General features: G+C 63.8%; 16 protein-coding genes and 4 pseudogenes. 9 read left to right on the top strand and 11 right to left on the bottom strand.

What is annotated here, in order from left to right; all coding sequences use genetic code 11:
- Positions 1 to 76: 76 nt before the first annotated feature.
- A pseudogene (locus CBP34_RS13470) lies at positions 77 to 1,722 on the bottom strand (acyl-CoA synthetase).
- A 159-nt stretch (positions 1,723 to 1,881) separates the two neighbouring features.
- Between CBP34_RS13470 and dnaG the strand changes: the two are divergent.
- Both dnaG and rpoD read left to right on the top strand, forming a co-directional pair.
- Positions 1,882 to 3,859, top strand: a pseudogene (gene dnaG, locus CBP34_RS13475) (DNA primase).
- A 263-nt stretch (positions 3,860 to 4,122) separates the two neighbouring features.
- Positions 4,123 to 6,492, top strand: a pseudogene (gene rpoD / locus CBP34_RS13480) (RNA polymerase sigma factor RpoD).
- Positions 6,493 to 6,673: 181 nt separating this feature from the next.
- On the opposite strand, the gene CBP34_RS13485 reads toward rpoD, so the two are convergent.
- From CBP34_RS13485 to CBP34_RS13495, 3 genes are all read right to left on the bottom strand, one after another.
- Complete coding sequence (locus tag CBP34_RS13485; RefSeq protein WP_094098332.1) at positions 6,674 to 7,687, bottom strand: tripartite tricarboxylate transporter substrate binding protein; 1,014 nt, start codon at positions 7,685 to 7,687, stop codon at positions 6,674 to 6,676.
- Between the two features lie 69 nt (positions 7,688 to 7,756).
- Positions 7,757 to 8,998 (bottom strand): CaiB/BaiF CoA transferase family protein, encoded by a 1,242-nt coding sequence (locus CBP34_RS13490; RefSeq protein WP_094098333.1) that lies wholly within the window; start codon positions 8,996 to 8,998, stop codon positions 7,757 to 7,759.
- A 19-nt stretch (positions 8,999 to 9,017) separates the two neighbouring features.
- Positions 9,018 to 10,013 (bottom strand): hydroxymethylglutaryl-CoA lyase, encoded by a 996-nt coding sequence (locus tag CBP34_RS13495; RefSeq protein ID WP_094098334.1) that lies wholly within the window; start codon positions 10,011 to 10,013, stop codon positions 9,018 to 9,020.
- 111 nt (positions 10,014 to 10,124) lie between these two features.
- On the opposite strand from CBP34_RS13495, the gene CBP34_RS13500 reads away from it, so the two are divergent.
- The 4 genes from CBP34_RS13500 (at position 10,125) to CBP34_RS13515 (ending at position 14,071) form a co-directional block, all read left to right on the top strand.
- Entirely contained in the window at positions 10,125 to 11,036 is a 912-nt protein-coding gene (locus CBP34_RS13500; RefSeq protein ID WP_094098335.1) for a LysR family transcriptional regulator, read from the top strand.
- A gap of 294 nt (positions 11,037 to 11,330) precedes the next feature.
- A complete protein-coding gene (locus CBP34_RS13505) occupies positions 11,331 to 11,636 on the top strand; it encodes a winged helix-turn-helix transcriptional regulator (protein ID WP_005796313.1) in 306 nt (101 codons plus the stop codon).
- A gap of 138 nt (positions 11,637 to 11,774) precedes the next feature.
- Positions 11,775 to 12,131 carry an FKBP-type peptidyl-prolyl cis-trans isomerase gene (locus CBP34_RS13510; RefSeq protein ID WP_086927772.1) on the top strand — a complete coding sequence of 119 codons (357 nt, stop codon included), beginning with the start codon at positions 11,775 to 11,777 and terminating at the stop codon, positions 12,129 to 12,131.
- A 125-nt stretch (positions 12,132 to 12,256) separates the two neighbouring features.
- The gene (locus CBP34_RS13515; RefSeq protein WP_208616336.1) at positions 12,257 to 14,071 is read left to right on the top strand and encodes an IS1 family transposase; all 1,815 of its coding nucleotides are present in this window, start codon (positions 12,257 to 12,259) and stop codon (positions 14,069 to 14,071) included.
- A gap of 157 nt (positions 14,072 to 14,228) precedes the next feature.
- On the opposite strand, the gene CBP34_RS13520 is transcribed toward CBP34_RS13515, so the two are convergent.
- From CBP34_RS13520 to ppsA, 4 genes are all read right to left on the bottom strand, one after another.
- Complete coding sequence (locus CBP34_RS13520) at positions 14,229 to 14,711, bottom strand: hypothetical protein (protein ID WP_094098336.1); 483 nt, start codon at positions 14,709 to 14,711, stop codon at positions 14,229 to 14,231.
- 169 nt (positions 14,712 to 14,880) lie between these two features.
- On the bottom strand, positions 14,881 to 16,980 hold the full coding sequence (locus CBP34_RS13525; protein WP_086912905.1) for a VC_2705 family sodium/solute symporter: 2,100 nt from the start codon (positions 16,978 to 16,980) through the stop codon (positions 14,881 to 14,883).
- Positions 16,973 to 17,296 (bottom strand): DUF4212 domain-containing protein, encoded by a 324-nt coding sequence (locus CBP34_RS13530; RefSeq protein ID WP_094098337.1) that lies wholly within the window; start codon positions 17,294 to 17,296, stop codon positions 16,973 to 16,975. The genes CBP34_RS13525 and CBP34_RS13530 overlap by 8 nt, the downstream gene beginning before the upstream one ends.
- Before the next feature lie 49 nt (positions 17,297 to 17,345).
- A complete protein-coding gene (ppsA, locus tag CBP34_RS13535) occupies positions 17,346 to 19,736 on the bottom strand; it encodes a phosphoenolpyruvate synthase (RefSeq protein ID WP_094098338.1) in 2,391 nt (796 codons plus the stop codon).
- Between the two features lie 191 nt (positions 19,737 to 19,927).
- On the opposite strand from ppsA, the gene ppsR reads away from it, so the two are divergent.
- Complete coding sequence (gene ppsR / locus CBP34_RS13540) at positions 19,928 to 20,749, top strand: posphoenolpyruvate synthetase regulatory kinase/phosphorylase PpsR (RefSeq protein ID WP_086912908.1); 822 nt, start codon at positions 19,928 to 19,930, stop codon at positions 20,747 to 20,749.
- A 191-nt stretch (positions 20,750 to 20,940) separates the two neighbouring features.
- On the opposite strand, the pseudogene CBP34_RS13545 reads toward ppsR, so the two are convergent.
- Positions 20,941 to 21,998 (bottom strand): annotated as a pseudogene (locus CBP34_RS13545) (GGDEF domain-containing protein).
- On the opposite strand from CBP34_RS13545, the gene CBP34_RS19480 reads away from it, so the two are divergent.
- Entirely contained in the window at positions 21,897 to 22,442 is a 546-nt protein-coding gene (locus CBP34_RS19480; protein WP_157896480.1) for a hypothetical protein, read from the top strand. The pseudogene CBP34_RS13545 and the gene CBP34_RS19480 sit on opposite strands and share 102 nt — an antisense overlap.
- 52 nt (positions 22,443 to 22,494) lie before the next feature.
- Here CBP34_RS19480 and ahpF read toward each other — a convergent pair whose 3' ends face one another.
- Entirely contained in the window at positions 22,495 to 24,063 is a 1,569-nt protein-coding gene (ahpF, locus tag CBP34_RS13550; RefSeq protein ID WP_094098339.1) for an alkyl hydroperoxide reductase subunit F, read from the bottom strand.
- Between the two features lie 172 nt (positions 24,064 to 24,235).
- Positions 24,236 to 24,799, bottom strand: a complete 564-nt coding sequence (gene ahpC, locus CBP34_RS13555) for an alkyl hydroperoxide reductase subunit C (RefSeq protein ID WP_094098340.1) — start codon at positions 24,797 to 24,799, stop codon at positions 24,236 to 24,238.
- 220 nt (positions 24,800 to 25,019) lie between these two features.
- On the opposite strand from ahpC, the gene bfr reads away from it, so the two are divergent.
- On the top strand, positions 25,020 to 25,496 hold the full coding sequence (bfr, locus tag CBP34_RS13560; protein WP_086927777.1) for a bacterioferritin: 477 nt from the start codon (positions 25,020 to 25,022) through the stop codon (positions 25,494 to 25,496).
- The last annotated feature ends 44 nt before the right edge of the window (positions 25,497 to 25,540 follow it).

A 25,540-nucleotide genomic window follows, 5' to 3' on the forward strand; every position in this document is an offset into this window, starting at 1 on the left:
ATGAATAAAGCGCTAACAGCTATATAAAAGAGAGCTTTCGGCGGTGGTGTTTGCGTCTCTGGCCGCGCTGACTTGGTCAGACGTTGATCGCCGTGGCCGAGCCCGCCTGCTTGCGCAGCTCGAACTTCTGGATCTTGCCCGTGGCGGTTTTGGGGATTTCGCCAAACACCACGGCGCGCGGCACCTTGAAGCCGGCCAGGTGCTTCTTGCAGTGCTGCACGATGTCATCGGCCGTGGTCTGCGCGCCGGCTTTCAGCTCCACGAAGGCGCAAGGGGTTTCGCCCCACTTCGCGTCGGGCTTGGCCACCACGGCGGCGGCCAGCACGTCGGGATGGCGGTAGAGCACGTCTTCGACCTCGATGGACGAGATGTTCTCGCCGCCCGAGATGATGATGTCCTTGCTGCGGTCCTTGATCTTGATGTAGCCGTCGGGGTATTGCACGGCCAGATCACCGCTGTGGAACCAGCCGCCGGCAAAGGCCTCCTCCGTCGCCTTCGGGTTCTTGAGGTACCCCTTCATGGCGATGTTGCCCTTGAACATGATCTCGCCCATGGTTTCGCCGTCCCAGGGCACGGGTTGCAGGGTTTCGGGGTCGAGCACCTGCACATCGCGCTGCAGGTGGTAGCGCACGCCCTGGCGGGCGTTGAGGCGGGCGCGCTCGCCGATGTCCAGCGCGTCCCACGCCTCGTGCTTGGCGCACACCGTGGCCGGGCCGTACACCTCGGTGAGGCCATAGACATGGGTCAGATCGAACCCCATCTTCTCCATGCCCTCGATCATCGACGCGGGCGGCGCGGCGCCGGCTACCATGGCTTTCACGCCCGAGGGCAGGCCCACTTTCAGGGCGTCGGGCGCGTTGACCAGCAGGCCGTGCACGATGGGCGCGCCGCAATAGTGGGTAACGCCGTGGTTGCGGATGGCATCAAAGATCGCCTGCGCCTCCACCCGGCGCAGGCACACGTTGACACCCGCGCGCGCCGCCACCGTCCACGGAAAGCACCAGCCGTTGCAGTGGAACATGGGCAGCGTCCACAGATAGACCGCGTGCTTGGGCATGTCCCACTCGAGTACGTTGCTGATGGCGTTGGTGGCCGCGCCCCGGTGGTGGTAGACCACGCCCTTGGGGTTGCCGGTGGTGCCCGACGTGTAGTTGAGGGCAATGGCGTCCCATTCGTCGGCGGGCAGCTTCCAGTCAAATTGCGGGTCGCCGCCTGCCAGAAATTCTTCATACGTGCGCTGGCCCAAGCGCTGGCTGGCGGGGCCATACAGCGCGTCTTCCACATCAATCAGCAGCAGCGGCTCCTGGCTCTGGCGCAGCGCCAGGGCCTTGGCCATGGTGCCCGCGAACTCGGGGTCCACGATCACGGCCTTGGCCTCGCCGTGGTCGAGCATGAAGGCGATGGCCTCAGGGTCGAGTCGGGTGTTCAACGCGTTGAGCACGGCCCCGCCATGGGCACGCCAAAGTGCGCCTCCACCATGGGCGGGGTGTTGGGCAGCATCACGGCCACGGTGTCGTTCTTGCCAATGCCCGAGCGTGCCAGCGCGCTGGCCAGCTGGCGGCAGCGCGCGTAGGTCTGGGCCCAGGTCTGGCGCAGATCGCCATGCACGATGGCCAGGCGGTCGGGGTAGACCTCGGCGGTGCGCTCGATGAAGCCCAGGGGCGACAGGGCCGCGAAATTGGCCTCCGTGCGGGGCAGGTGCTGGTCGTAGATGCTGGTCATGATGGGCTCTCCGATTCGGAACCCTCGAACTGTATCCGCCCTCTGATCGGCCGGCGCTGGGGAAGACCTCGAGACCAAGGATATGGACGCTATCGTGCGCGTGCGCCGCCGCAGACCTTGCGACTGAGGCGCGCGGGCCGGATCGTTCAAAATACACGGGTGTCCATCCCCCAATCTTTCATCCAGGAACTGCTCGCGCGCGTCGACGTGGTGGACATCGTGGGCCGCTATGTGCAGCTCAAGAAGGGTGGCGCCAATTTCATGGGGCTGTGCCCCTTTCATGGCGAAAAATCGCCTTCATTCAGCGTCAGCCCCGCCAAGCAGTTCTATCACTGCTTTGGCTGTGGCAAGAACGGCAACGCCATCAGCTTTCTGATGGAGCATGCCGGCATGGGCTTCGTCGAGGCCGTGCAGGATCTGGCCCAGCAGGTGGGCCTGCAGGTGCCCGACGATGACATTTCCCCCAGGAAAAAGAGCGCGCCGCCGCCGCCCGGCAAAAGCAGGCCACGCTGACCGATGTGCTCGAAAAGGCCGCCGAGGCCTATCGCCAGCAACTGCGCATATCACCCCGCGCCGTAGCGTATTTCAAGGGCCGGGGCGTGTCGGGTGCGGTGGCCAAGCGCTATGGGTTGGGCTATGCCCCCGAGGGCTGGCGCAGCCTGGCCAGCGTTTTTCCGCACTACGACGACCCGCTGCTGGAAGAAAGCGGGCTGGTCATCGTCAATGACGAGGACGGCGGCAAACGCTACGACCGTTTCCGCGACCGGGTGATGTTTCCCATACGCAACGTCAAGGGCGAGTGCATCGGCTTTGGCGGCCGGGTGCTGGGCGATGACAAACCCAAATACCTCAACTCGCCCGAAACCCCGGTGTTCCACAAGGGCCGCGAGCTCTATGGCCTGTTCGAGGCCCGCACCGCCATCCGCGAGCAGGGCTTTGCGCTGGTCACCGAGGGCTACATGGACGTGGTGGCGTTGGCCCAACTGGGTTTCCCGAACGCGGTGGCCACGCTGGGCACGGCCTGCACACCCGAACATGTGCAAAAGCTGCTGCGCTTCACCGAATCGGTAGTGTTCAGCTTTGATGGCGATGCCGCGGGCCGCCGGGCAGCGCGCAAGGCGCTCGATGGCGCCCTGCCCCATGCCAGCGACACGCGCAGCATCAAATTTCTGTTTTTGCCGCCCGAGCACGACCCTGACAGCTTTGTGCGCGCCCATGGCTCCGATGCCTTTGCACGCCACATTGGCGATGCCGTTCCCCTGAGCCGCTTCCTGATCGAAGCCGCCAGCGAAGGATGCGACCTGGGCACGGCGGAAGGCCGCGCCCACATGGCGAGCAATGCCCGGCCCTGTGGAGCGCCCTGCCCGACGGGGTGCTGCGGCGCCAGGTGCTCGCCGAACTGGCCCAGCAGGCCCAACTGGACGCCCACGAGCTGTCCGACCTCTGGAGCAAGACCGCCGCCCAGGAGGCAGCGCGCCACCCCGGCGCGAGCGCCTCGCACCGTCCTGCTGCCACACCCGCCGATGAGCCCCCGTGGGGCATGCCTGCCGATCCCGGCTGGCAAACACCCGGCGGCGGTAGCGCATACGGTTCATCCCAGAAACCGCCTTATCGCAAGGGCGGCGACTGGAAAGGGGGCAGCTGGAAAAAGAAGGACGCCGCCCCCTGGCCACCCCAGCCACGCCTGCCGCGCACGCCCACCGCCAGCCGCGCAGACCATGCCGCACGGCTGCTGTTGTCGCACATGGCGTTTCTGGAAGACCTGACGCACGACGACCACGCCGCGCTGTGCGCCCAGCCCGCCCCGCATGGCCCGCTGTTCAGCTGGCTGGAGGAGCAACTCCACGAGCATGGCCCGCTGGCCTGGGCCCTGCTGCGGGAAAGCCTGCGGGGCCACCCCTGTGAAGCACTGGCGGTGAAGGTGATGACCGGCTCGCACGCGCAGACCGAGGGTGATCTGCACGAGTTGCGGCTGGAGCTGCGCGATCTTCTGAACCGCATGCTGATCGAGGACATCAACGCCCAGCAAAAAGCCCTGATCCTGCAGGCAGCGCAAGACCCCACGGCGCTGGAACGCTACCGCGCCCTCGAACAGCGGCGCAATGCACTGCAAGGCATATTGCCGCGCACCGCTTGAAATTTCGTGCAGTCGGTATAATGTAGGGTTTTTCGGCAAGAGCGACAGCAGCACCTCCGAGCCGGGCCACCGTGACAAACGCGCACATATGCGCTGATGGGCCCACTTATCGCAAGGACTGCACACCAAATGTTCGCCCAGACATCTTGCCCCTGAGGATCACTCCTCCAACTGCATCAGCTGTGCTTTTGCAGTGCCACCCGCGCCGGGATCTGAGGCGCTTGCGTTTTCTTTGTGTCCGTTTTTGACTCTGAGGTTGTTCCATGCCTGCTCAAAAGTCCGCGAAGCCACTCAAGTCTGCCCCAGGCACTGCCGCAAAGGCTGTCTCCAAAACCGCTGCCAAAGCACCGGCCAAAGCCGCGCCTGCGAAGGCCGTTGCTGCCGCCCCTGCTCCGGCTGCCAAGAAAGTGAATACTGTGCCTGTGAAAAGTTCTGCCGAGCTGACCAAAGCTGCCGATGAATTGCTGAAAAAGAAACCTGCCCGCGCTGCGGCGGCCCCGTCTGACGGCGACGAAGCCCCCAAAAAACGCCCTGGCCGCCCGCCAAGGCCGCTGGCGCCGCCGAGGCCAAGGCAGCCCCTGCCAAGCGTGGCCGCAAGCCCAAGGCCGCGGCCGGCGAAGTGGGTGGCGATGACGCAGACCTGTCCGATATCGAAGCCGACCTCGAAGGCGAAGTCGAGCCAGAAGCGGAAGCCGCCCCCACGGCCGAGAAGGTCAAGCCCCTGCGCATGAAGATCAGCAAGGCGAAAGAACGCGCCTTGATGAAGGAATTCGGCCTGGACGAAACCGTCCTGTCGGAAGAAGACATGGCCAAGCGCCGTGCACGCCTGAAGACCCTGATCAAGCTGGGCAAGACGCGCGGCTACCTCACGCACGTTGAAATCTCCGACCACTTGCCCGACAAGCTGGTCGATGCCGAAACCCTCGAAGCCGTCATCACCACGCTGAACGACCTGGGCGTGGCCGTGTACGAGCAGACGCCCGATGCCGAAGCGCTGATCATCACCGACAACGCCCCCGCGGGCGCCACCGAGGAAGAAGCCGAAGAAGCCGCCGAAGCCGCCCTGTCCACCGTGGACAGCGAGTTCGGCCGCACCACCGACCCCGTGCGCATGTACATGCGCGAAATGGGCACGGTGGAGCTGCTCACGCGCGAAGGCGAAATCGAAATCGCCAAGCGCATCGAAGGCGGCCTGATGGCCATGATGGAGGCGATCAGCGCATCGCCCGCCACCATTGCCGAAATCCTGAACATGGGCGAGGACATCCGCGAAGGCAAGGTCGTCATCTCGACCATCGTGGACGGATTTTCCAACCCCAACGAGGCCGACGACTATGTGGCCGAAGAAGACTTCGACGAATTCGACGAAGCCGACGATGACGACGGCAAGGGCGGCAGCAAGGCCCTGACCAAAAAGCTTGAAGAGCTCAAGAAGCAGGCGCTGGAGCGCTTTGACAAGCTGCGCGAGCTGTTCGAGAAGGTCCACAAGATCTACGACAAGGAAGGCTATGGCACGCCCGCCTACGTGAAGGCCCAGGCAGCCCTGTCGGAAGAGCTGATGACCATCCGCTTCACGGCGAAGACCATCGAAAAGCTGTGCGACATGGTGCGCGGTCAGGTCGATGATGTGCGCAAGAAAGAGCGCGAGCTGCGCCGCATCATCGTGGACAAGTGCGGCATGCCCCAGGAAACCTTCATCAAGGAATTTCCGCCCAACCTGCTCAACCTCAAGTGGGTGGAAAAGCAGGCCACGGCCGGCAAGCCCTGGTCGGCCATCATGGCGCGCAACATTCCGCCCATCCAGGATCTGCAGCAAAAGCTGACCGACCTGCAGTCGCGCGTGGTTGTGCCGCTGGCCGAACTCAAGGGCATCAACAAGCGCATGAACGAGGGTGAGTCGACCTCGCGCGATGCCAAGAAGGAAATGATCGAGGCCAACCTGCGCCTCGTGATCTCGATTGCCAAGAAGTACACGAACCGCGGCCTGCAATTCCTCGACCTGATCCAGGAAGGCAACATCGGCCTGATGAAGGCGGTGGACAAGTTCGAATACCGCCGCGGTTACAAGTTCTCGACCTATGCAACGTGGTGGATCCGCCAGGCCATCACAAGGAGCATTGCCGACCAGGCGCGCACCATCCGCATCCCGGTGCACATGATCGAAACGATCAACAAGATGAACCGCATCAGCCGCCAGCACCTGCAGGAGTTTGGCTTTGAGCCCGATGCGTCCATCCTCGCGGCCAAGATGGAGATCCCCGAGGACAAGATCCGTAAAATCATGAAGATCGCCAAAGAGCCGATCTCCATGGAAACGCCGATCGGCGACGACGACGACAGCCACCTGGGCGATTTCATCGAGGACGGTGCCAACACCGCGCCTATCGAAGCCGCCATGCAGGCCGGCCTGCGCGATGTGGTCAAGGACATTCTCGATGGCCTGACCCCCGCGAAGCCAAGGTGCTGCGCATGCGCTTCGGTATCGAAATGACCAGCGACCACACGTTGGAAGAAGTGGGCAAGCAGTTTGACGTGACGCGCGAACGCATCCGCCAGATCGAAGCCAAGGCCTTGCGCAAGCTCAAGCACCCAGCCGCTCGGACAAGCTGCGCAGCTTTATCGATTCGCTGTAAACCGTATCGCTTGCGCCCCTGTTAACAGGGTCTGCCTCACGCGCCCCAGACACCACCGTGGTGCTGGGGCGTCGTGCTTTGGGGGCGACGCAACGGTGCGCTGGCCCCGTCAAAAAACTTGAACGAAAAATGCCTGAAGCGCTTTATTGATAAGCGCTTGCAGCTACATAAATAATAGCATTCAGTCCAGCTTGAGCCCTGACTGCTTCACCAGCCTGGCCATGCGGTTGACCTCGCTGCGAAAGAATGCAGCGGTGGCATCGGGCGGCGGGCTTTGCAACTGATAGCCCTGCGCCAGCAAGGCGTCGCGCACCTCCGGCGCTGCCACCGCGCTGCGCACGCCCTGGTAGGCACGCTCCACCTCGGCCTTGGGCAAGCCGGCAGGCCCGACCACCGCCACCCAGCCATCGAGTGCGTACTGGGGCAGACCCTGTTCGGCAATGGTTGGCAGGTCGGGCAGCAGGGGCGAGCGGGTGGTGGACGACAAGCCAATGGCCCGCAGCGCGCCCGCCTTCACATGGGGCGCGGCCACCGCAATGGCAATGAACGCCAGCTGGATCTGCCCGCCCAGCACATCGGCCGTCAGCGGCCCCATGCCCCGGTAGGGGATGTGCTTGATGTCCACCTGGGCTTCGTGCACGAACATCTCGGCGGCCAGGTGCAGGATGGTGCCGTTGCCCGACGAACCATAGTTCAGCACGCCCGGCTGGGCCTTGGCCAGGGCGACGAGTTCACGCACGTTTTTTGCGGCCACCGAAGGGTGGGCCACCAGCACGAACGGCGTGGCGCCGATCAGGGTGATGGGCGTGATGTCGTCCACGGCGTCGTAGGGAATGTTCTTGAACACGCTGGGGTTGACCACATGGTTGTTGGACACCATGCCCAGCACCGAGCCATCCTTGGGCGCCTTGACGATCACCGAGGTGCCCGTGATGCCGCCCGCGCCGGGAAAGTTTTCCACCACTACGGGGCGCGCCAGCGCCTTGCCCAGGCTGGGGCCCAACACGCGGGCGACGCCATCCACGCCCGAGCCCGCACTGACGGGCAGCACCAGGCGCAGCGGCTTGTCAGGCCCCTGGGCCCAGGTCAGCGCGGGAGCCAAAGCAGCGGCCCCAGCAGCCGCCAGCAGGGCGCGCCGCGCCATGCCGAGCAGAGGCGGTGGAGGAAGGTGGTTGCGAGCCGGGTTGTATGTCATGGGTTGTCTCCATCGTTGTCATTGATCATTGTTCTAGGGGCGCCGTGCGAAGCCCCAAGACCCGAGCGCTCAGGCTACCGCCCCCTGCGCCTGCAGGGCCTGCACCTGTGCGCTGGTGTAGCCCAGCTGCTCCATCAGTTCCGCAGTGTGCTGCCCCAGCACCGGGGGCTGCAGGCGCACGCCCAGCCGCTGGCCGTCCATGCGCAAGGGGAACAGCGTGGTGCGTGCGGTCTGCCCGGCCCGCTCACCGTCGGGCAAGGTGATGTCGGCCAGGCCACCGGTGGCGTTGAGGTGCGGATCGTCGAACAGCTGCTCGGGCCGCAGGATGGGCGCAAAGGGCAGGCCGTTGTGCTCGAAGACGGCCGTCAGCTCGGCAGCGCTGTGACTGGCCAGGCGCTGGCGCAGTTCGGGCAGCAGCGTGGAGCGCGCGCGCACGCGGTCGTTGTTGGTGGCAAGTTGCGGGTCGGCCTTGAGGTCGGTGTAGCCCATGGCATCGCAAAAGGTGATCCATTGCGCATCGCTCACGGCCGCCAGGAAAATCTGTTCGCCATCCTTCACGCTGAACACGTCGTACAGGGCCCAGGACGAGATGCGATCCGGCATGGGCGCGGCGGGCTGGCCGGTGACGGCGTACTGCATCATGTGCTGGCCCACGAGGAACACGTTGTTCTCGAACAGGGCCGAGTCCACCTCTTGCCCGCGCCCGGTGATGCCGCGCTGCATTAGCGCCGCCATGGCGCCGATGGCGCCAAACATGCCGCCCATGATGTCGTTGACGCTGGTGCCGGCGCGCAGCGGGTCCCCGGGGCGGCCGGTCATATAGGCCAGGCCACCCATCATCTGCACCACTTCATCGAGTGCGGTACGGTGCTCGTAAGGGCCGGGCAGAAAGCCGGTGTGGTTCACATAGATCAGGCGCGGGTTGAGCTGGCTGAGCGCGGCGTAGTCGAGGCCGTATTTGCCCATCACGCCGGGCTTGAAGTTCTGCGCCACCACGTCGGCCGAGGCCGCCAGCTTGCGCGCCACCTCCAGACCCTCGGGGCTGCGCAGGTCGAGCGCAATGCTCTTCTTGTTGCGGTTGAACATGGGGAAAAAGCCCGCGCCCGCGCCCAGCAGGTGGCGCGTGCGGTCGCCATCCACGGGCTCGACCTTGATGACTTCGGCACCCAGATCGGCCAGCACCATGCCGCAGGTGGGGCCCATGACCATGTGGGTGAACTCCACCACGCGCAGGCCCGCCAGGGGCAAGGGGCGCGATGCGGGATCGGAAGATGGAGCAGCAGCAGCAGACGGTGAAGAGGCAGAAGTCATGGGGCTCACGATAAAGGATTCAGAGGGGCTGCCCAGCCAGGGCAGCCGGCGCGCTGGCAGCAGCGGCCGCCTGCACCTTGGGCAAGCCGGCTTGCCACAGCGTGCCGTGCAGGGTTTCGCCGGCCAGCCAGCCGGCCACGCGCTGGCGCAGGGCCAGCAGCGCGGGCAGATCCAGGCCCGTGCTTACGCCCATGCTCTCCAGCATGAAGGCCAGGTCTTCGGTGGCCACGTTGCCGCTGGCGCCGGGGGCATGCGGGCAGCCCCCGATGCCGGCCAGACAGGCATCGAAGCGCTCAATGCCGGTCTGCCACGCCGCATAGGCATTGGCCAGCCCCATGCCACGGGTGTCGTGAAAATGCGCGCACCACAGGCGGTCGCCCACCAGGGCGCGGGCCTTTTCAAACAGGCGCTGCACGCTGGCCGGGTCGGCATAGCCCACGGTGTCGGCCAGGCTGACGCGGTCGGCGCCGGCATCGAGCAGGGCCTGCATCAGGCGCAATACCTCGCCCTCGGCCACTTCGCCCTGCAGCGTGCAGCCAAAGGCGGTGCCCACGCCGCCCTCGATCAGGGTCTTGCGGCCCGTGGAGTCGCGCAGGGCGCGGATGCGCGCCACCTCGGTCACCACCTCATCGGGCGTCTTGCGCAGGTTGGCCAGGCTGTGGGCATGGCTGGCGGACAGCGGCACGATCATCCGATCGGCCCCGCACTCCAGCGCGCGCTCGGCCCCCTTGAAATTGGGCACCAGCACCGAGGCGAACAGCCCCGGCAGGGTTCTGGCATGGGCCAGCACCTCGGCCGTGTCGGCCAGTTGCGGCAGCAGGCGCGCGGGCACGAACGAGCCCACCTCGATCTCGCGCTGGCCGGCGGCATAGGCGGCGTCGATCCATTCGAGCTTGCGCGCCGTGGGCAGCACGGTGGCAATGCTCTGCAGGCCGTCGCGCAGGCCGACCTCGCGGACAACCGCCCGGGCGGGTCCACGGGCATGGGGCGATGGCGATAGCGGGGAGTGGTTCACGGGACGGCTCCAAGGGTGCAATCAGTCCATTCTAGAAATTCCTACCGGTATCAGAAAATACATTTTGGAATCTGTAAGATTCCCGAACGGAATATCACACGACACATCTCCATGCGCGACCTCGACCTTCTGACCCTGCGGCTGTTTGCCGCTGTCTGCGAGCAGCGCAGCATTGCCCGAGTGGCCGAGCAGGAGTCCATCGTCGGCTCGGCCATCAGCAAGCGCCTGGCGCAACTGGAACATGCCGTGGGCACGCCGCTGCTGGTGCGCCGGCGCCGCGGCGTGGCGCCCACCCCGGCGGGCGAGACGCTGCTGGAACATGCCCGCACCATGCTGGCCAGCGTCGGCCAGATCGAGCGCGACATGGCGGCGTATGCCACCGGCATCCGGGGGCATGTGCGCATGCTGGTCACGGCCTCGGTGATGGCCGAGTCCCTGGCCGACGACGTGGCGGCCTTTTTGCAGATCCCGGCACACCGCGACATCCAGGTCAGCATGGAGGAGCGCGTCAGCCCGGATGTGGTGCAAGGCATCCGCGAGGGCAGCGCGTCCATCGGCATCTGCTGGGATGCGGCCGACCTCACCGGCCTGGAAACCTGCGCCTACCGCAGCGACCACCTGGCCATCGTGGCCCACGCCGCGCACCCCGTGGCCCGCTTGGCATCGGTGCGCTTTGCCGATGTGCTCGGGCACGAATTCGTCAGCATGCCAGCGCTCAGCGCCGTCCAGGTGCTGCTGGCCCGCGCCGCAGCCGTGGAAGGCAAGACCCTGGCGCACCGGGTGCTGGTGTCAAACTTTGATGCCGCACTGCGCGTGGTGGGCGCCAATCTGGCGATCAGCGTGGTGCCGCGCGAAGTGGCCGAGCCCTTTGCCCGCACGGCTCCGGTGCGCATCATTCCCCTGAGCGATTCCTGGGCCCAGCGGCGTTTTGCCGTGTGTTACCGCAGCAGCCAGGCGCTGCCTGCCTGCGCCCGGTTGCTGGTGGAGCACCTGGCGCGCGTCGGCCTGCCTGCTGCCGCCTGAGCAGCGACAGCCTCCGCAGGAGCAGCCCTGGAAAACCCGGACAAACATCTCTTGCAGGCACTGCAGGAGGCGTTGAAAGTGCCCGTGCCGACCCCCTTCGCGTTCGTGGCCCGCATGCAACACTTTGAATTGATTTGGGGCTTTTTAAGAGGCAGGCGCATGTGCACCGTGCCTTAAGAGCTACCAAACTTGTAGCAAAACAGGTTCCGCGCTATAGTCGCAGCGCCCCTCGGACTTGGTGCCTGTGGCGCCACCCCGAACTTTGACCCAACACTCGCGCGAGGAGAAGCATCCATGAGCTCCAAAGAAAATGCCGCCATCAACCAGCTGTTTGAACGGCTCGAATGCCGTTACGCACTGCGCGTGCTCTGGGCCCTGCGCGATGGCCACCCCCAGACCTTCCGGCTGCTGCAAGACAGCGTCGGCGGCATCACGCCCAACACGCTGAACACCCGCATCAAGGAATTGCGCGAGGCGGGCTTTGTGGACCATGGCAGCGACGGCTACACGGTCACCCCCTCGGGTTCCGACCTGCTCAAGCGCCTGAGTGACGTGCAAGCCTTCGCCACACGCTGGGTAGCGGGCCGCGCCAAGAAATAAGAAAAGAAGCAAGACGCGGCACGCCGCGCCTGCACGGCTCCGCCCTGGATGCCGGATAAAATCGTTATCTAGATAGCTTCTAGCGCGCTACTACAAAGCCACAGAAGCTATATTTTTAATAGCAATCAAGGAATCCCCATGGCATTGACCACCACCGCATCCGGCCTGCAATACGAAGACTCCACCGTGGGCGATGGCGCGGAAGCCACCAAGGGCAGCCAGGTAACGGTGCATTACACCGGCTGGCTTTACAACGGCGGCGAACAGGGCGCCAAGTTCGACTCCAGCCGCGACCGCAACGACCCCTTCGCCTTCTCGCTGGGCGCTGGCATGGTCATCAAGGGCTGGGACGAGGGCGTGCAGGGCATGAAGATCGGCGGCCAGCGCACCCTGATCATCCCGGCCGCATTGGGCTATGGCGCACGCGGCGCCGGTGGCGTGATTCCCCCGAACGCCACGCTGAAGTTCGATGTGGAACTGCTGGGCGTGCGCTAAAAGGCGCCCCACCCTTTCCTTTCAGCAAGCGGCCCGCAAGGCAAGCCCCTCGCTTAACCTGTTGAAAAGTAGGGCCTGATTCGGCATACTGCCCCGTAAGTTCAACGACTTACGGGGCAGTTTTCTTGGTATCTCCAATCACGCCTCCAGCACCCCCGAAGGCACGGATTCCGGAGGACTCGGAATATGCGTTCTTTGGCGGTGCCAAGCGGCCGCTGCAAGTCAACTTCTGCAAGAACCCGCGCTGCGCCAATTACGGCGTGCCTCCGGCGGTTGCGGTGAAGTACGCGCGGCGGGCCAAGGCAGGCGCTGCTCCTGGCGTCGACTACCGGCTCGGCGCGTTCGGGGCGGGGCTGCCGAACTTGCATTGCCTCCTGTGCAAGGAGTCCATCCCTCTCAAGAGCAACCTTGGCGTAGTCGAGGAACTGACCCGCCTCTTGGCGCCTTTCGTCGACCGGGCGCCCTTGTGCTGCCCGCGGCCTGGCTGTTCGAATGGCGCCGTGTCGGCGCCGAACCCAGCAGCGTACTACCGGTTCGGCAAGACTGAGGGTGGGTCGGCACGCTATCGGTGCCGAACCTGCAAGAAGACGTTTTCTGAGCCCCTTCGGGCCACGCTGCGCCAGCGTGAGCCGCGCAAGAACGTCCCGGTGCTCACCTCGTTGATGAACAAGATGCCCCTGACGCGCATCACGGAGGCACACGGCATCAGCCCCCAGACGGTCTACGACAAGCTGGACTTCTTCGCCAAGCAGGCGGAGGCCTTCGCGGCCAAGCACGAGCGCAGGTTGCCCGAGGTGGTCCGAGGGACCAAGCGATACCTAGCCATAGACCGCCAGGAGTACGCGGTCAACTGGACGCACCGCAAGGACAGGCGCAACGTGGTTATCCGCGCCCTGGGCACCGCGGACCTGGAGACCGGCTTCGTCTACGGCATGCACATCAACTTCGATGGCAGTTTGAGCGCCGATACCGTCGAGGCGGACGCCGCGAGCTGCGGCGACTACACGGCTGCCGCACCTTTCCGCCGGTACGCCAGGCTGTGGCTCAGGCCGGACTACACGAAGGCTGTGGCCGATTCCGCCACCCGGGTTGCGAAGCGGATACGCAGCGGGCTGACCCTCGAAGAAGACATTCTCAAGACCTATCAAGAGGCCGAGATTCGCGGCGACGTGGAATCGCCCGAGATGGTCGGAGCGCACCAGCGCTTCCCAGCGACGGGCATGCAGGTGCACGCGGAGTACACCATGTACGCGCACTTCTATTACCTGCACGGGCTGCTGTCGTCCGCAGAGAAGCTGCGCTTCTACATGGACCAGGAGTCGGGCATCCGGGCGGCCTGCCTGGCCGCGTTCGAGGACGAAATCCGTGACCGCCGAGCCGACGCGTTCTTCGTCCGACTGGGCAAGGAGCTGTCGGTTGACGCCAAGCGCAAGGTCATCCGCCGCTCGAAAGACGCGTTCGCGGCCGAGTGCGATGCGAACCCGGAGCTCGATGAGCACCAGGTCAAGGTGCTCATGATGAAGCGGGAGCTCGCCGCGGCGGCCACGATTGGCAAGTGGTCGGACCGCTGGGCGGCGCACCCGTTTCCGAATCAGGCCGAACCCGAGAAGGCAGTCTGCTACCTCACCGACTTCGGGGACCTGGACGAGGACCACAAGGCCCGGTTGCACCTGAAGGCCAGCCTGCACGCAATCGACCGATTCTTCATGTCTGTGCGCCGGCGCCTGAACATGCTGGAGCGGCCAGTCGCGACCTCCAGCAAGGCTGGGCGGACTTGGTACGGCTACAGCGCCTACCAGCCGGAGAACATCGGCAAGCTGCTGACCGTCTTCAGGGCCTACTACAACTACTGCCTCGCTGGCCGCGACGGCATGACACCAGCCATGCGCCTGGGTCTGACCAGCGCGCCAATCAGCCCGTCTGAACTCCTCGGCCAATGAAAAAGGCCCCATCCGATGGAGGGGGCCCTTGGAAGGGACGTTTCCGGCCCCCTCGTTTCAACAAGTTAAGCGAGGGGCTTGCCCGCAAGGCCGCTTTTTTGTTTCTTGATTCCGCCTGATGGAAACGGGACCCGCGGACCAGCCAAGGAATGCAGCGTCAGCTGAACAAGGCCTTTTCCAGCCGGGCAAATTTGGCATCGCCCACAGCCTCGCGAATCTTCGGGGCCAACGCCGCAAGGTCGTCAAAACTGCCCGCACCCTCCAGGGCCAGATTCAGGCGAAAGCCGCGCAGCCCCAAGCCGGAGGTCAGTTCGGTGGCAACGAGATAGGCCGCCTGATAACGCTCCATATCCGAGCGGCCACTGACCTCGTCCGACAACTCGAATGACGGCGTGGCGCCACCCGCGCTCGCGGACCACGAAGCCGCCGCCGCCTGCCCTGCGGCAGGCTCCAACAGGCCCTGTGTCAACATCGCCTGCACGTCGTCCTGGGTGATCCCCATTGCAGCAGTGGCTGCAAGCACATCGGCGGTTGTGCGTTTGCCATCAAACAGAATGAATGCCGTGCGCTGGCGAGACGTCAACCCGCCTTGCCGGTCTTTCATCGCCTCCTGCCCGGCTTGCGTTTTGATCAGTAACATGTTCCTCCTTCGACGTGGAAACTGCGCGGCACCGGCGATGCGTGCAAATTCTTGAAACAGCTTCGCAGGTTTACCGTGCTTTGGGTATCCGGGGTTTCCATAAATCAGGGCGCCCCGCCCCGCAGTAGTGGCCGCCAGCCGTACATTCGCCTGCACAAGGTCCCGGCACTTACATCTCGGAGCGCACGAGGGGCAGCGCTGGTGCCGGTCGCGTGACACGGCTCACCACAAAAGCGACGATCAGCCCCAGCGGCACCCCAAACACCCCTGCAGAAATCGGCTGAATGCCGAACCACAGACCATCCGCCAGCAGCCAACCCGCCCAAGTGCGCAACATGGGCACATGGGAAAGCATGTAATACACGGCAATTCCCAGCCCCGCCAGCATGCCCGCCACCGCGCCCTGGCGCGTGGTTCCGCGCCAGAAGATTCCCAACACCATCACCGGCACAAAAGCCGACGCCGCCAGGGAAAAAGACGCCGAAACGAGCGGCAGAATCTCGGACGGTTTGAGCGCTGCCACGAATGCCGCAGCCAACGCGACGGCCAGCAAGGTGAACTTGGTCAGAATAACGCGTTGCTCCGGAGACGCGTCCCGCGGGCCCCCGCGGTAATAGAGATCGCGCACCAGTGCATTGCTGATGGTCAGCAGGAGCCCGTCGGCAGTAGACAAGGCCGCCGCCAGCCCACCCGCGGCCACCAGGCCCGATACCACATAGGGCAGCCCCCCCAGCTCCGGCGTGGCCAGCATGATGAGATCGGCACCCAGCCGGATCTCCCCAAACTGCACCAGACCGTCGCCATTCACATCCTCCACTGACAACAGCGATGCATCCACCCGCGCCCACTGCGCCATCCAGCTGGGCAAGGTGTCGAAACTGCTACCCACCAGGTTCTGCATGACCTCGAACTTCACCAGCACCGCAAGCGCCGGCGCGCTAAGGTACAGCAGGGCAATAAAAAACAGCGACCACGCCACCGAAGACCTTGCCGCAGCCACGGAGGGCGCGGTGTAGTAGCGGGTCAGCAGATGCGGCAGCCCCGCAGTGCCCACCATCAGGCAAAACATGAGCGCCAGAAAGTTGCGCCGCGCCAGCTCGTACTCCTGCCGCTCGTGCGGCGAACCTTCGGGGTTGCCGGCAAAGGCCTGGCTGTGCAGCGGCAGGCCTCCCAGGGGCTTGGCTCGCTCGTAGTTTTCGCGCATCTCGCGTGTCCAGCGTTCCCGTGCCGATGCTGCATCCCGCGGCAGCGCGACCAGTTCGCGGCTGGCCGAGACAATCAGGCCCACTTCGGCATTCTGGTCGCGCAGGGCCCGGATGCGTTCACGCCCCTTTTCGCGCTCGCGTTCCAGCGCCCCTTCCACATCCTGCAGGCGCGCCTCGTAGTCCTGGGCGCGCCGCAGGTAGGCCACCACCACTTCGTGCTCTGCCGGGGAATCGATCAAGTGCTCTTCCAGATCGGCAATCTTGCCCAGCTGTGCGCCGTAGACCAGGGGCGCCAGTGGATTGCCCAATTGCTTGTAGGCCAGCCACGACACCGGAATCAGGAACGCCAGCAGCAGCACCACATACTGTGCCACCTGCGTCCAGGTGATCGCGCGCATGCCGCCCAGGAACGAGCACAGCAGCACACCACCCAGCCCCAGCATGATGCCGATCTCGAACTGCACGCCCGTCAGGCGCGATGCAATGAGGCCCACACCGTAGATCTGGGCCACCACATACGTGAAGGAGCACAGCACCGCCGCCAATGCGGCAATGATGCGCGGCCAGCGTCCGCCAAAACGCACATGAAAGAAGTCCGGCACCGTGTAAAGGCCCATGGCACGCAGATGGGGCGCGATCAACATGGCCACCAGGCAAAAACCACCGGTCCAGCCGAGCAGGTAGGCCAGCCCCCCCGCTTGGTCGCGTGTGCCAGAGAACCCCTGCAGATACAGGGCCCCCGACAGGCTGATGAACGAAGCCGCGCTCATCCAGTCGGCCGCTGCCGCCATGCCGTTGTACACAGGCGGAATGCGGCGCCCCGCCACGTAATACTCTTCCGGATCGGAGGTGCGGCCATACACGCCGATACCGGCATAGACCATCACCGTGAGAAACAGGAAGATCGGGCCGATCCAATGCCTGGAAAGCCCCTGCTGCTCCGCCCAGGCCATCAGGGCCAGAAACGCCACCACCCCCACCACATAAAGGGCAAAGATGCGGTGCAAACGCCAAAGGTAGGCCTTGTCCTCCCCCCCCTGCCCGGCCCCCACCGGCTCAGCCATGGGGTTTGCCCTGTTCGACGGTCAGGGCAGCCACCCGCGCGGCGTCCTGGCGCTCAAACCGGTTCATGGCCCAGCAGTAGGCCACCACGATGGCAATGAACATCAACACCGCCCCCTGGGCGGCGATCCAGTAGCCCAGTGGCCAGCCTCCCGCGGCGAGGGACTGCAAGTCGCGGGCAAAGTACGCTGCCCCGAAAGACACCAGCCCCCAGACGAAAATCAGTCCCCCCTTGAGCCGGAGGTGGCGCACGTCGTGCAGGTCTGGCGGGAAGGGGCCCGCCAGTTCAGGTTCGTGGATTTTTTTCAAGGGCTGCATCCAGGGTGTGCTCACTACCGTGGGTTGGACAAGGGCAGCCCCTGCGCACTCAGCGTGCCAGTTGCTGCCAGGTGGCGATCACGCTGTCAGGGTTCAGCGAGATAGACGAGATGCCTTCCTTAGCCAGCCACTGCGCAAAATCAGGGTGATCGCTAGGGCCCTGGCCGCAGATGCCGATGTACTTGCCCTGTGCCAGGCAGGCCTTGATGGCCTGGTGAATCAGTGCTTCCACAGCCGGATCGCGCTCGTCAAAGTCCTGCGCCAGCAGTTCCAGGCCCGAGTCGCGGTCCAGGCCCAGGGTGAGCTGTGTCAGGTCGTTGGAGCCAATGGAGAAACCATCGAAGAACTCCAGGAAGCGCTCGGCCAGGATGGCGTTGCTGGGCACCTCGCACATCATGATGACCTTGAGGTCGTCCTTGCCACGCGAGAGGCCGTGCTGGGCCAGCAGCTTGGTCACGCGCTCGGCCTGGCCCAGCGTGCGCACAAAAGGCACCATCACCTGCACGTTCGTCAGGCCCATCTCGTTGCGCACGCGCTTCAAAGCCTCGCACTCCATGGCAAAGGCCTCGCCGAACTCGGCGCTGATGTAGCGCGCCGCACCGCGAAAGCCCAGCATCGGGTTTTCTTCCTCGGGCTCGTAGCGGCTGCCGCCAATCAGCTTGCGGTATTCATTGCTCTTGAAGTCCGACAGGCGCACGATGACGGGCTTGGGCCAGAAGGCGGCCGCAATGGTGGCCACACCTTCGGCCACCTTGTCCACATAGAAGGCACGGGGGCTGGCGTGGCCTCGGGCCACCGATTCCACGGCCTTTTTCAGGTCGTTGTCGATATTCGGATAATCGAGGATGGCCTTGGGGTGCACACCAATGTTGTTGTTGATGATGAACTCCAGCCGCGCCAACCCGACGCCCTCGTTGGGCAGCTGGGCAAAGTCAAACGCCAGTTGCGGGTTGCCCACGTTCATCATGATCTTGGTCTGGATGGCCGGCATCTCGCCGCGCTGCACTTCGGTGATCTCGGTCTCAAGCAGGCCGTCATAGATGCGGCCGGTGTCACCTTCCGAGCAGCTCACCGTGACCAGCGTGCCGTCTTTCAGGCGCTCGGTCGCGTCACCGCAACCCACGACGGCAGGAATGCCCAGCTCGCGCGCAATGATGGCGGCGTGGCAGGTGCGGCCACCGCGGTTGGTGACGATGGCGCTGGCGCGCTTCATCACGGGTTCCCAGTTGGGGTCGGTCATGTCGGTCACCAGCACGTCGCCGGGCTGCACCTTGTCCATTTCGCTGATGTTGTGCACGATGCGGACCGGGCCGGTGCCGATCTTCTGGCCAATGGCACGGCCTTCGGCCAGCACGGCGCCATGGCCCTTGAGCTTGTAGCGCAACTCGGCTTGGCCCTTGGCCTGGCTCTTCACCGTTTCAGGACGCGCCTGCAGGATGTAAAGCTGGCCGTCGGTGCCGTCCTTGCCCCACTCGATGTCCATGGGGCGGCCATAGTGCTGCTCGATGACCACGGCATAGTGCGCCAGCAGCTCCACATCGGCATCGGTGAGCGAGTATCGGTTGCGCTGCTCGGTAGGCACGTCGATGGTCTTGATGAGCTTGCCGGTCTGGGCCTTTTCCTCGGGCGTGGCAAACACCATCTGGATCAGCTTGGAGCCCAGGTTGCGGCGGATCACCGCCTTCTTGCCCGCCTTGAGCATGGGCTTGTGCACATAGAACTCGTCAGGGTTGACGGCGCCCTGCACCACCGTCTCGCCCAGGCCGTAGCTGCTGGTGATGAACACCACGTCTTCAAAACCCGATTCGGTGTCGATGGTGAACATCACGCCCGCCGCGCCCAGGTCGGAGCGCACCATGCGCTGCACGCCGGCCGACAGGGCCACCACATCGTGCGCAAAACCCTTGTGCACGCGGTAGCTGATGGCGCGGTCGTTGTAGAGACTGGCGAACACCTCCTTCATCTTGTGCAGCACCTCGTCGATGCCATGCACGTTCAAAAAGGTTTCCTGCTGGCCGGCAAAGGATGCGTCGGGCAAGTCCTCGGCCGTGGCGGACGAACGCACGGCAAAGCTGGCTTCGGGGTTGCCCTCGGACAGGGTGGCAAATGCCTCGGCAATGGCCTTTTGCAGGTCGGCCGGGAAAGGCTGGGCCTCGACCATGGCGCGGATTTCGGCGCCCACGGCGGCCAGGGCACGCACGTCTTCGGTGTCGAGCGCGGCCAGCTTGGCGCTGATCCGGTCGGCCAGGCCCTCAAAGGCCAAAAACTCGCGGAACGCGTGGGCCGTGGTGGCAAAGCCCGTGGGCACCCGCACGCCGTGCGGCAGCTGCGAGATCATCTCGCCGAGGGAGGCGTTTTTGCCGCCGACCGCCTCGACGTCGGTCATTCTCAGGTTTTCAAACGGAACGACCAGGGCGGTCGGGCTGAAAAGTGCAGACATGGGAAAGCTCCAGAAGTTAAAACCGGGTCTGCGCGCCCGCCCATAAGGAGCAAGGGGCGAGCGGCCATGCACGGGCTGCAGCTTTGTGGTTGTGGTTGTCGGCCGACCGGGTGCATGGTGAGAATTGGATAATTGACACAATTGTAGGCTTGCCGCTGTGGCGACAGGCACACGCTCTTGAAAAGGCCCCCATGCACTCGCGCACCGTATTCTTTGTGTCAGACGGCACCGGCATCACCGCCGAAACATTCGGCAACGCCATCCTGGCCCAGTTCGAACTGGCACCGCGCCGCGTGCGCCTGCCGTTCGTGGACACCGAGGACAAGGCCCACCAGGCCGTGCGCCAGATCAACCACACCGCCGAGCTGGAGGGTAAAAAACCCATCGTTTTCACCACGCTGGTGAACATGGAAGTGCTCAAGGTCATCCAGGAAGGCTGCAAAGGCATGCTGCTGGACATGTTCGGCACCTTCGTGCACCCGCTCGAAGAAGAGCTTGGCGTCAAGTCGCACCACCGGGTGGGTCGTTTCAGCGACGTGAGCCGCAGCAAGGAATACACCGACCGCATCGAGGCCATCAACTTCAGCCTGGCGCACGACGATGGCCAGAGCCACCGCGACCTGGCCGGTGCCGACGTGATCTTGGTGGGCGTAAGCCGCAGCGGCAAAACCCCCACCAGCCTGTACCTGGCCATGCAGCATGGCCTGAAAGCCGCCAACTACCCGCTGATCCCCGAAGACTTTGACCGCCGCCAGTTGCCGCCGGCACTGATGGAGTTTCGCAAAAAGATCTTTGGCCTGACGATCAGCCCCGAGCGGCTGTCCGAGATCCGCACCGAGCGCCGACCCGACTCGCGCTACGCCAGCCTGCAGAACTGCCGCCACGAAGTGGCCGAAGCCGAGGCCATGATGCGCCGCGCGGGAATCCGCTGGCTGTCCACCACCACCAAATCCATCGAAGAGATCGCCACCACCATCCTGCAGGAGCTGCAGCCGGACCGGCTGGTGTATTGAGGTGGCCGCGCCCGCGAGGGGCGCTGGTTGACCAAGGGCGATGTTCGCGAGAGCACGAGAGCGCGTGCTGCGCGTGTGCGGCATCCCCCGTGCACATTGGGGAAATTTGAGAACAAATTCGGTCGTAGGCCACACCCATCAAGCGCTAAAAGCTATCAATAGAGGAGCGTTTTTACAACTTCCGTGCCCGCTCATGAAGGGGCCAATTCAATCCGGTTGCGCCCAGCGGCTTTGCCACGGTAAAGGGCGGCGTCGGCTTCTCGCATGGCGTCCTCCAAGACATGTGCATTGGCAAAGTGGCGTGAAACCCCAACCGTGATCGTGCAGTGCAGTGGATGGTCGGAGCCTGTGACCTGGATTGCCTGATTCTCGATGGCTGCACGCAAGCGCTCAGCCAAGTGCATGACTCCCAGAACGTCGGTGTCCAGGCAGATGACAACAAACTCTTCGCCACCAAAACGGCCCGCCAAGTCGCCACCGCGCACAGTGGTACGAAGCACCTCCGCCACATGGCACAGGACGGCGTCTCCAATTGGGTGGCCATAGGTATCGTTGATGCGTTTGAAGTGGTCGATGTCAACCATCAGCAAGTGCGCAGGCACTGCCTTGCGGGAGTTGAAATACCGTTGCAGCGCTTCTGTGAGCCCGCGGCGGTTGAGCAACTGCGTCAGGGGGTCGCGCGCAGCCAGATTGCGCAGGTCATCGGTCAAGCGGCGCAGTACCAGCCAAACGATCGATGGCGGCAATACCGTGGCCAGCGATGACATGTAGATGTAGAACACCAGCTGGAAATTGCGGTCCATCTGCAGCGCATCCAGGCCGCCATCCAGAAGCTTCATGAACTTGAGTGCATTGAGCACGCAAATGCCGCTGATCAGGGCGGCAAAAAATAACATCTCCCCATACAAATCTTTGGCAAATGTGCGCACACCATAGATCACGGTAATGACCATGACCAGGAACAGCAGGGCAGACATGCCCGACAGCATGGCGTAGCGGGCCACCGGGCCCAGGCTCCACTGCACCAGCACCTGCGCGGCGCTGTAGGTCACGGCGACTGCAAGCAGTGGACGCCACAAAGGGACGGAGTGCCCAAAAAAACGCATGGCACCCAGCCAGTAAGCCACGGGGAAGCGAGTGTGAACGTGTGGTTGACAACACTCATCAGGCTCCAAGCGGGGCCTCCTTCAGCCAATTGCAGCACATAGGCACAACCCAGCAGGAGGTTGCCCATCGCAAAAAAGTCCATCCCCATCTTTTGGCCGTGCAGGCGTTTGCTGATGAGCAAAAACATCACCGAAAAGCACAGCAGGTGTGCGCACAGCATGCCGACGAGAATGTTTGCAACCATGTTGATGTTGGGAGGTGGGAGCAGACGGTGCGGGCAAAAACCTGCGCCACAACACTTCGTAAAGACGGCTCAAGAACGATGCGTTTTGCAGGCAGTGTAACTATCGGTAATAACGAAGGGCGGTGCGAGTTGAAGGATCTGCATGCGGCTTCTTCGTCTTTTGGCTACGAAATCGGCTCACAGGCACACAGAGAGGGTGAATTTCGGCCAGATGCCGCAAGGCGCTTGCACCGGTCACCCCAAAATCACGGATCGGCGGCTCCGGGCCGAAACCTGGTCTTTTCTGAATACAAAACAAAAGCGGCGGAACTGCACCCCACAGCCCCGCCGCTTTTAATTTGATAGCTGCTAGCGCTTAACCCATAAGCGCTAGAGCCCTATTTGGCTTAAAAAATCAAGCCGTTACGCCGCTGCGGATCAAATGGTCGAACGCGCTCAGCGCGGCCGTGGCACCGGCGCCGGCGGCAATCACGATCTGCTTGTAGGGCACGGTGGTGCAGTCGCCGGCAGCAAACACGCCGGGCACGTTGGTGTGGCCCTTGGCGTCGATCTCGATCTCGCCAAACCTGCTCAACTCGACCGTGCCCTTGAGCCAGTCGGTGTTGGGCACCAGGCCGATCTGCACGAACACGCCTTCCAGGGGCACCAGGTGCTCTTCGTTCGTGGCGCGGTCCTTGAACTTCATGCCGTTCACCTTGCCGTCGGCACCGGTGATTTCGGTGGTCTGCGCGTTGGTATGGATGGTGACATTGGGCAGGCTCTTGAGCTTGCTCACCAGCACGGCGTCGGCCTTGAGCTGGTCGGCAAACTCCACCAGCGTGACATGCTGCACCACACCGGCCAGGTCAATAGCGGCCTCGACACCCGAGTTGCCGCCGCCGATGACCGACACGCGCTTGCCCTTGAACAGCGGGCCGTCGCAGTGCGGGCAGTAGGCCACGCCTTTGTTCTTGTACTCGGCTTCGCCGGGCACATTCACATTGCGCCAGCGCGCGCCGGTGGAGAGGATCACGGTCTTGGACCTGAGCGAGCCGCCGTTGCCCAGCTTCACCTCGATCAGGCCGCCGGGTTCGGTGGCGGGAATCAGCGCTTCAGCGCGCTGCAGGTTCATGATGTCTACGTCGTAGGCGCGGGTGTGGGCTTCGAGGGCGGCGGCAAACTTGGGGCCGTCGGTCTCCAGCACCGAGATGTAGTTTTCGATGCCCAGTGTGTCATTCACCTGGCCACCAAAGCGTTCGGCGGCCACGCCGGTGCGGATGCCTTTGCGGGCGGCGTACACGGCGGCTGCAGCGCCTGCGGGGCCACCGCCGATGATGAGTACGTCAAAGGCTTCTTTGGCGCTGAGCTTGGCGGCCTCTTTCGCGGCCGCGCCGGTGTCGAGCTTGGCGACGATTTCTTCGAGCAGCATGCGGCCCGAGCCGAACACTTCGCCGTTCAGGAACACCATGGGCACGGCCATGACTTCGCGGCGGTTGACTTCTTCCTGGAAGGCGCCGCCTTCGATCACCGTGGTCTTGATGCGCGGGTTGCGGATGGCCATGAGGCTCAGCGCCTGCACCACGTCGGGGCAGTTGTGGCAGCTCAGGCTCATGTAGACCTCGAAGTTGAAATCGCCTTCGAGCGCGTCGATCTGGTCCAGAACGTCCTGTTCGGCCTTGGGCGGATGGCCGCCCGTCCAGAGCAGTGCCAGCACCAGCGATGTGAACTCATGGCCCAGCGGCAGGCCGGCAAAGCGCAGCTGGCTGGTACTGCCCACGCGCTGCAGCGTGAACGAGGGCTTGCGCGCGTCGTTGCCATCGGTGCGCAGGGTGATCTTGTCGCTGCGCAGCGACTGGATGGTTTGCAACAGGTCCAGCATTTCGCGGGCGGTGTCGCTGTCGTCCAGGGATGCCACCAGCTCGAACGGCTGCTGCACGCGTTCCAGGTATGCCGAAAGTTGGGTCTTGAGTTGTTCGTCGAGCATGGTGGTGTCCTTGTAGATTCGAGTTGTGTGGGATGCGTGCTGTGGGCGCTTTTGGCGCCGTCAACACAAATAAAGCAGGCGTAAAAAAGCCGGACGGCATGGCGCGGGCGCCACAGCGTGGTCCGGCTTGGGAGCGCCTGGAGGGCGCTCCGCCGTATGACGGCTTTGCGGCTTAGATCTTGCCGACCAGGTCCAGCGATGGAGCGATGGTCTTGGCGCCTTCGTTCCACTTGGCAGGGCACACTTCGCCAGGATGCGCTGCGGTGTACTGGGCAGCCTTGAGCTTGCGCAGGGTTTCCTTCACGTCACGGGCGATTTCGTTGGAATGCACTTCCATGGTCTTGATCACGCCATCGGGGTTGATGATGAAGGTGCCGCGCAGTGCAAGGCCTTCTTCGTCGATGTGCACGTCAAAAGCGCGGGTCAGCTGGTGCGTTGGGTCGCCCACCAGGGGGAACTTGGCCTTGCCCACGGCAGGAGACGTTTCGTGCCAGACCTTGTGCGAGAAATGCGTGTCGGTGGTAACGATGTACACCTCGGTGCCGGCCTTCTGGAACTCGGCGTAGTGTTCAGCGGCGTCTTCCACTTCGGTGGGACAGTTGAAGGTGAAGGCGGCGGGCATGAAGATCACGACCGACCACTTGCCTTTGAGTGACTGTTCTGTCACTTCGATGAACTTGCCGTTGTGGAAAGCCTGGGTCTTGAAAGGCTGAACTTGCGTGTTGATCAGGGACATTGCTGTTTCCTTAGTGGTTGGTTGACTGAACAGGACTGAAGTTTAGGCTTTCCAAACCAATCAATCCAATTAATTGAATTCATTGAATCAATTGAGTATTGCTATTTTATGACAAGACCACAGACTGCATCCCGGCTGGCGCCCCCCGCAGGGGCTTGTGTTGCGCGAGCGGTGTGGGGCCACGACAATCACAGCCGAACCAACGCAACAAGGAAACACCATGAAGGGTGACGCACAAGTCATTGGCCATCTGCAGGCCCAGCTCAAGAACGAACTCACGGCCATCAACCAGTATTTTCTGCACTACCGCATGCTCAAGCACTGGGGCTTCGACAAGCTGGCCAAGAAGGAATATTCCGAATCCATCGGCGAAATGAAGCACGCCGACTGGTTGATGGACCGCATCTTCATGCTCGACGGCCTGCCCAACCTGCAGGACCTGGCCAAGATCCAGGTGGGTGAAGACGTGCCCGAGATCCTGGCCTGCGACCTGCGCGCCGAACAAGGCGCCCAGGCCACCATCAAGGACGGCATTGCCCATTGCGAAACCGTGCGCGACTATGTCTCGCGCGATCTGCTGCAGAAAATTCTGGACGACACCGAGGAGCACATCGACTTCCTCGAAACCCAGATCGACCTGATCGACAAAGTGGGCCTGCCCAACTACCTGCAATCGCAGATGGGCGAAGTGGAGTGACGCGCCGGCGCCGGCATTGCTGATGCGGCGCGCCATTTTTCAAG

Source organism: Acidovorax carolinensis (genome assembly GCF_002157145.1).
Classification (GTDB): domain Bacteria; phylum Pseudomonadota; class Gammaproteobacteria; order Burkholderiales; family Burkholderiaceae_C; genus Acidovorax; species Acidovorax carolinensis.

Bases quoted from the DNA above. Each gene is read 5' to 3' on its own strand.
- CBP34_RS13485 (WP_094098332.1), bottom strand. From the start codon at position 7,687: ATGACATACAACCCGGCTCGCAACCACCTTCCTCCACCGCCTCTGCTC.
- CBP34_RS13490 (WP_094098333.1), bottom strand. From the start codon at position 8,998: ATGACTTCTGCCTCTTCACCGTCTGCTGCTGCTGCTCCATCTTCCGAT.
- CBP34_RS13500 (WP_094098335.1), top strand. From the start codon at position 10,125: ATGCGCGACCTCGACCTTCTGACCCTGCGGCTGTTTGCCGCTGTCTGC.
- CBP34_RS13505 (WP_005796313.1), top strand. From the start codon at position 11,331: ATGAGCTCCAAAGAAAATGCCGCCATCAACCAGCTGTTTGAACGGCTC.
- CBP34_RS13510 (WP_086927772.1), top strand. From the start codon at position 11,775: ATGGCATTGACCACCACCGCATCCGGCCTGCAATACGAAGACTCCACC.
- CBP34_RS13520 (WP_094098336.1), bottom strand. From the start codon at position 14,711: ATGTTACTGATCAAAACGCAAGCCGGGCAGGAGGCGATGAAAGACCGG.
- CBP34_RS13525 (WP_086912905.1), bottom strand. From the start codon at position 16,980: ATGGCTGAGCCGGTGGGGGCCGGGCAGGGGGGGGAGGACAAGGCCTAC.
- CBP34_RS13530 (WP_094098337.1), bottom strand. From the start codon at position 17,296: ATGCAGCCCTTGAAAAAAATCCACGAACCTGAACTGGCGGGCCCCTTC.
- ppsA (WP_094098338.1), bottom strand. From the start codon at position 19,736: ATGTCTGCACTTTTCAGCCCGACCGCCCTGGTCGTTCCGTTTGAAAAC.
- ppsR (WP_086912908.1), top strand. From the start codon at position 19,928: ATGCACTCGCGCACCGTATTCTTTGTGTCAGACGGCACCGGCATCACC.
- ahpF (WP_094098339.1), bottom strand. From the start codon at position 24,063: ATGCTCGACGAACAACTCAAGACCCAACTTTCGGCATACCTGGAACGC.
- ahpC (WP_094098340.1), bottom strand. From the start codon at position 24,799: ATGTCCCTGATCAACACGCAAGTTCAGCCTTTCAAGACCCAGGCTTTC.
- bfr (WP_086927777.1), top strand. From the start codon at position 25,020: ATGAAGGGTGACGCACAAGTCATTGGCCATCTGCAGGCCCAGCTCAAG.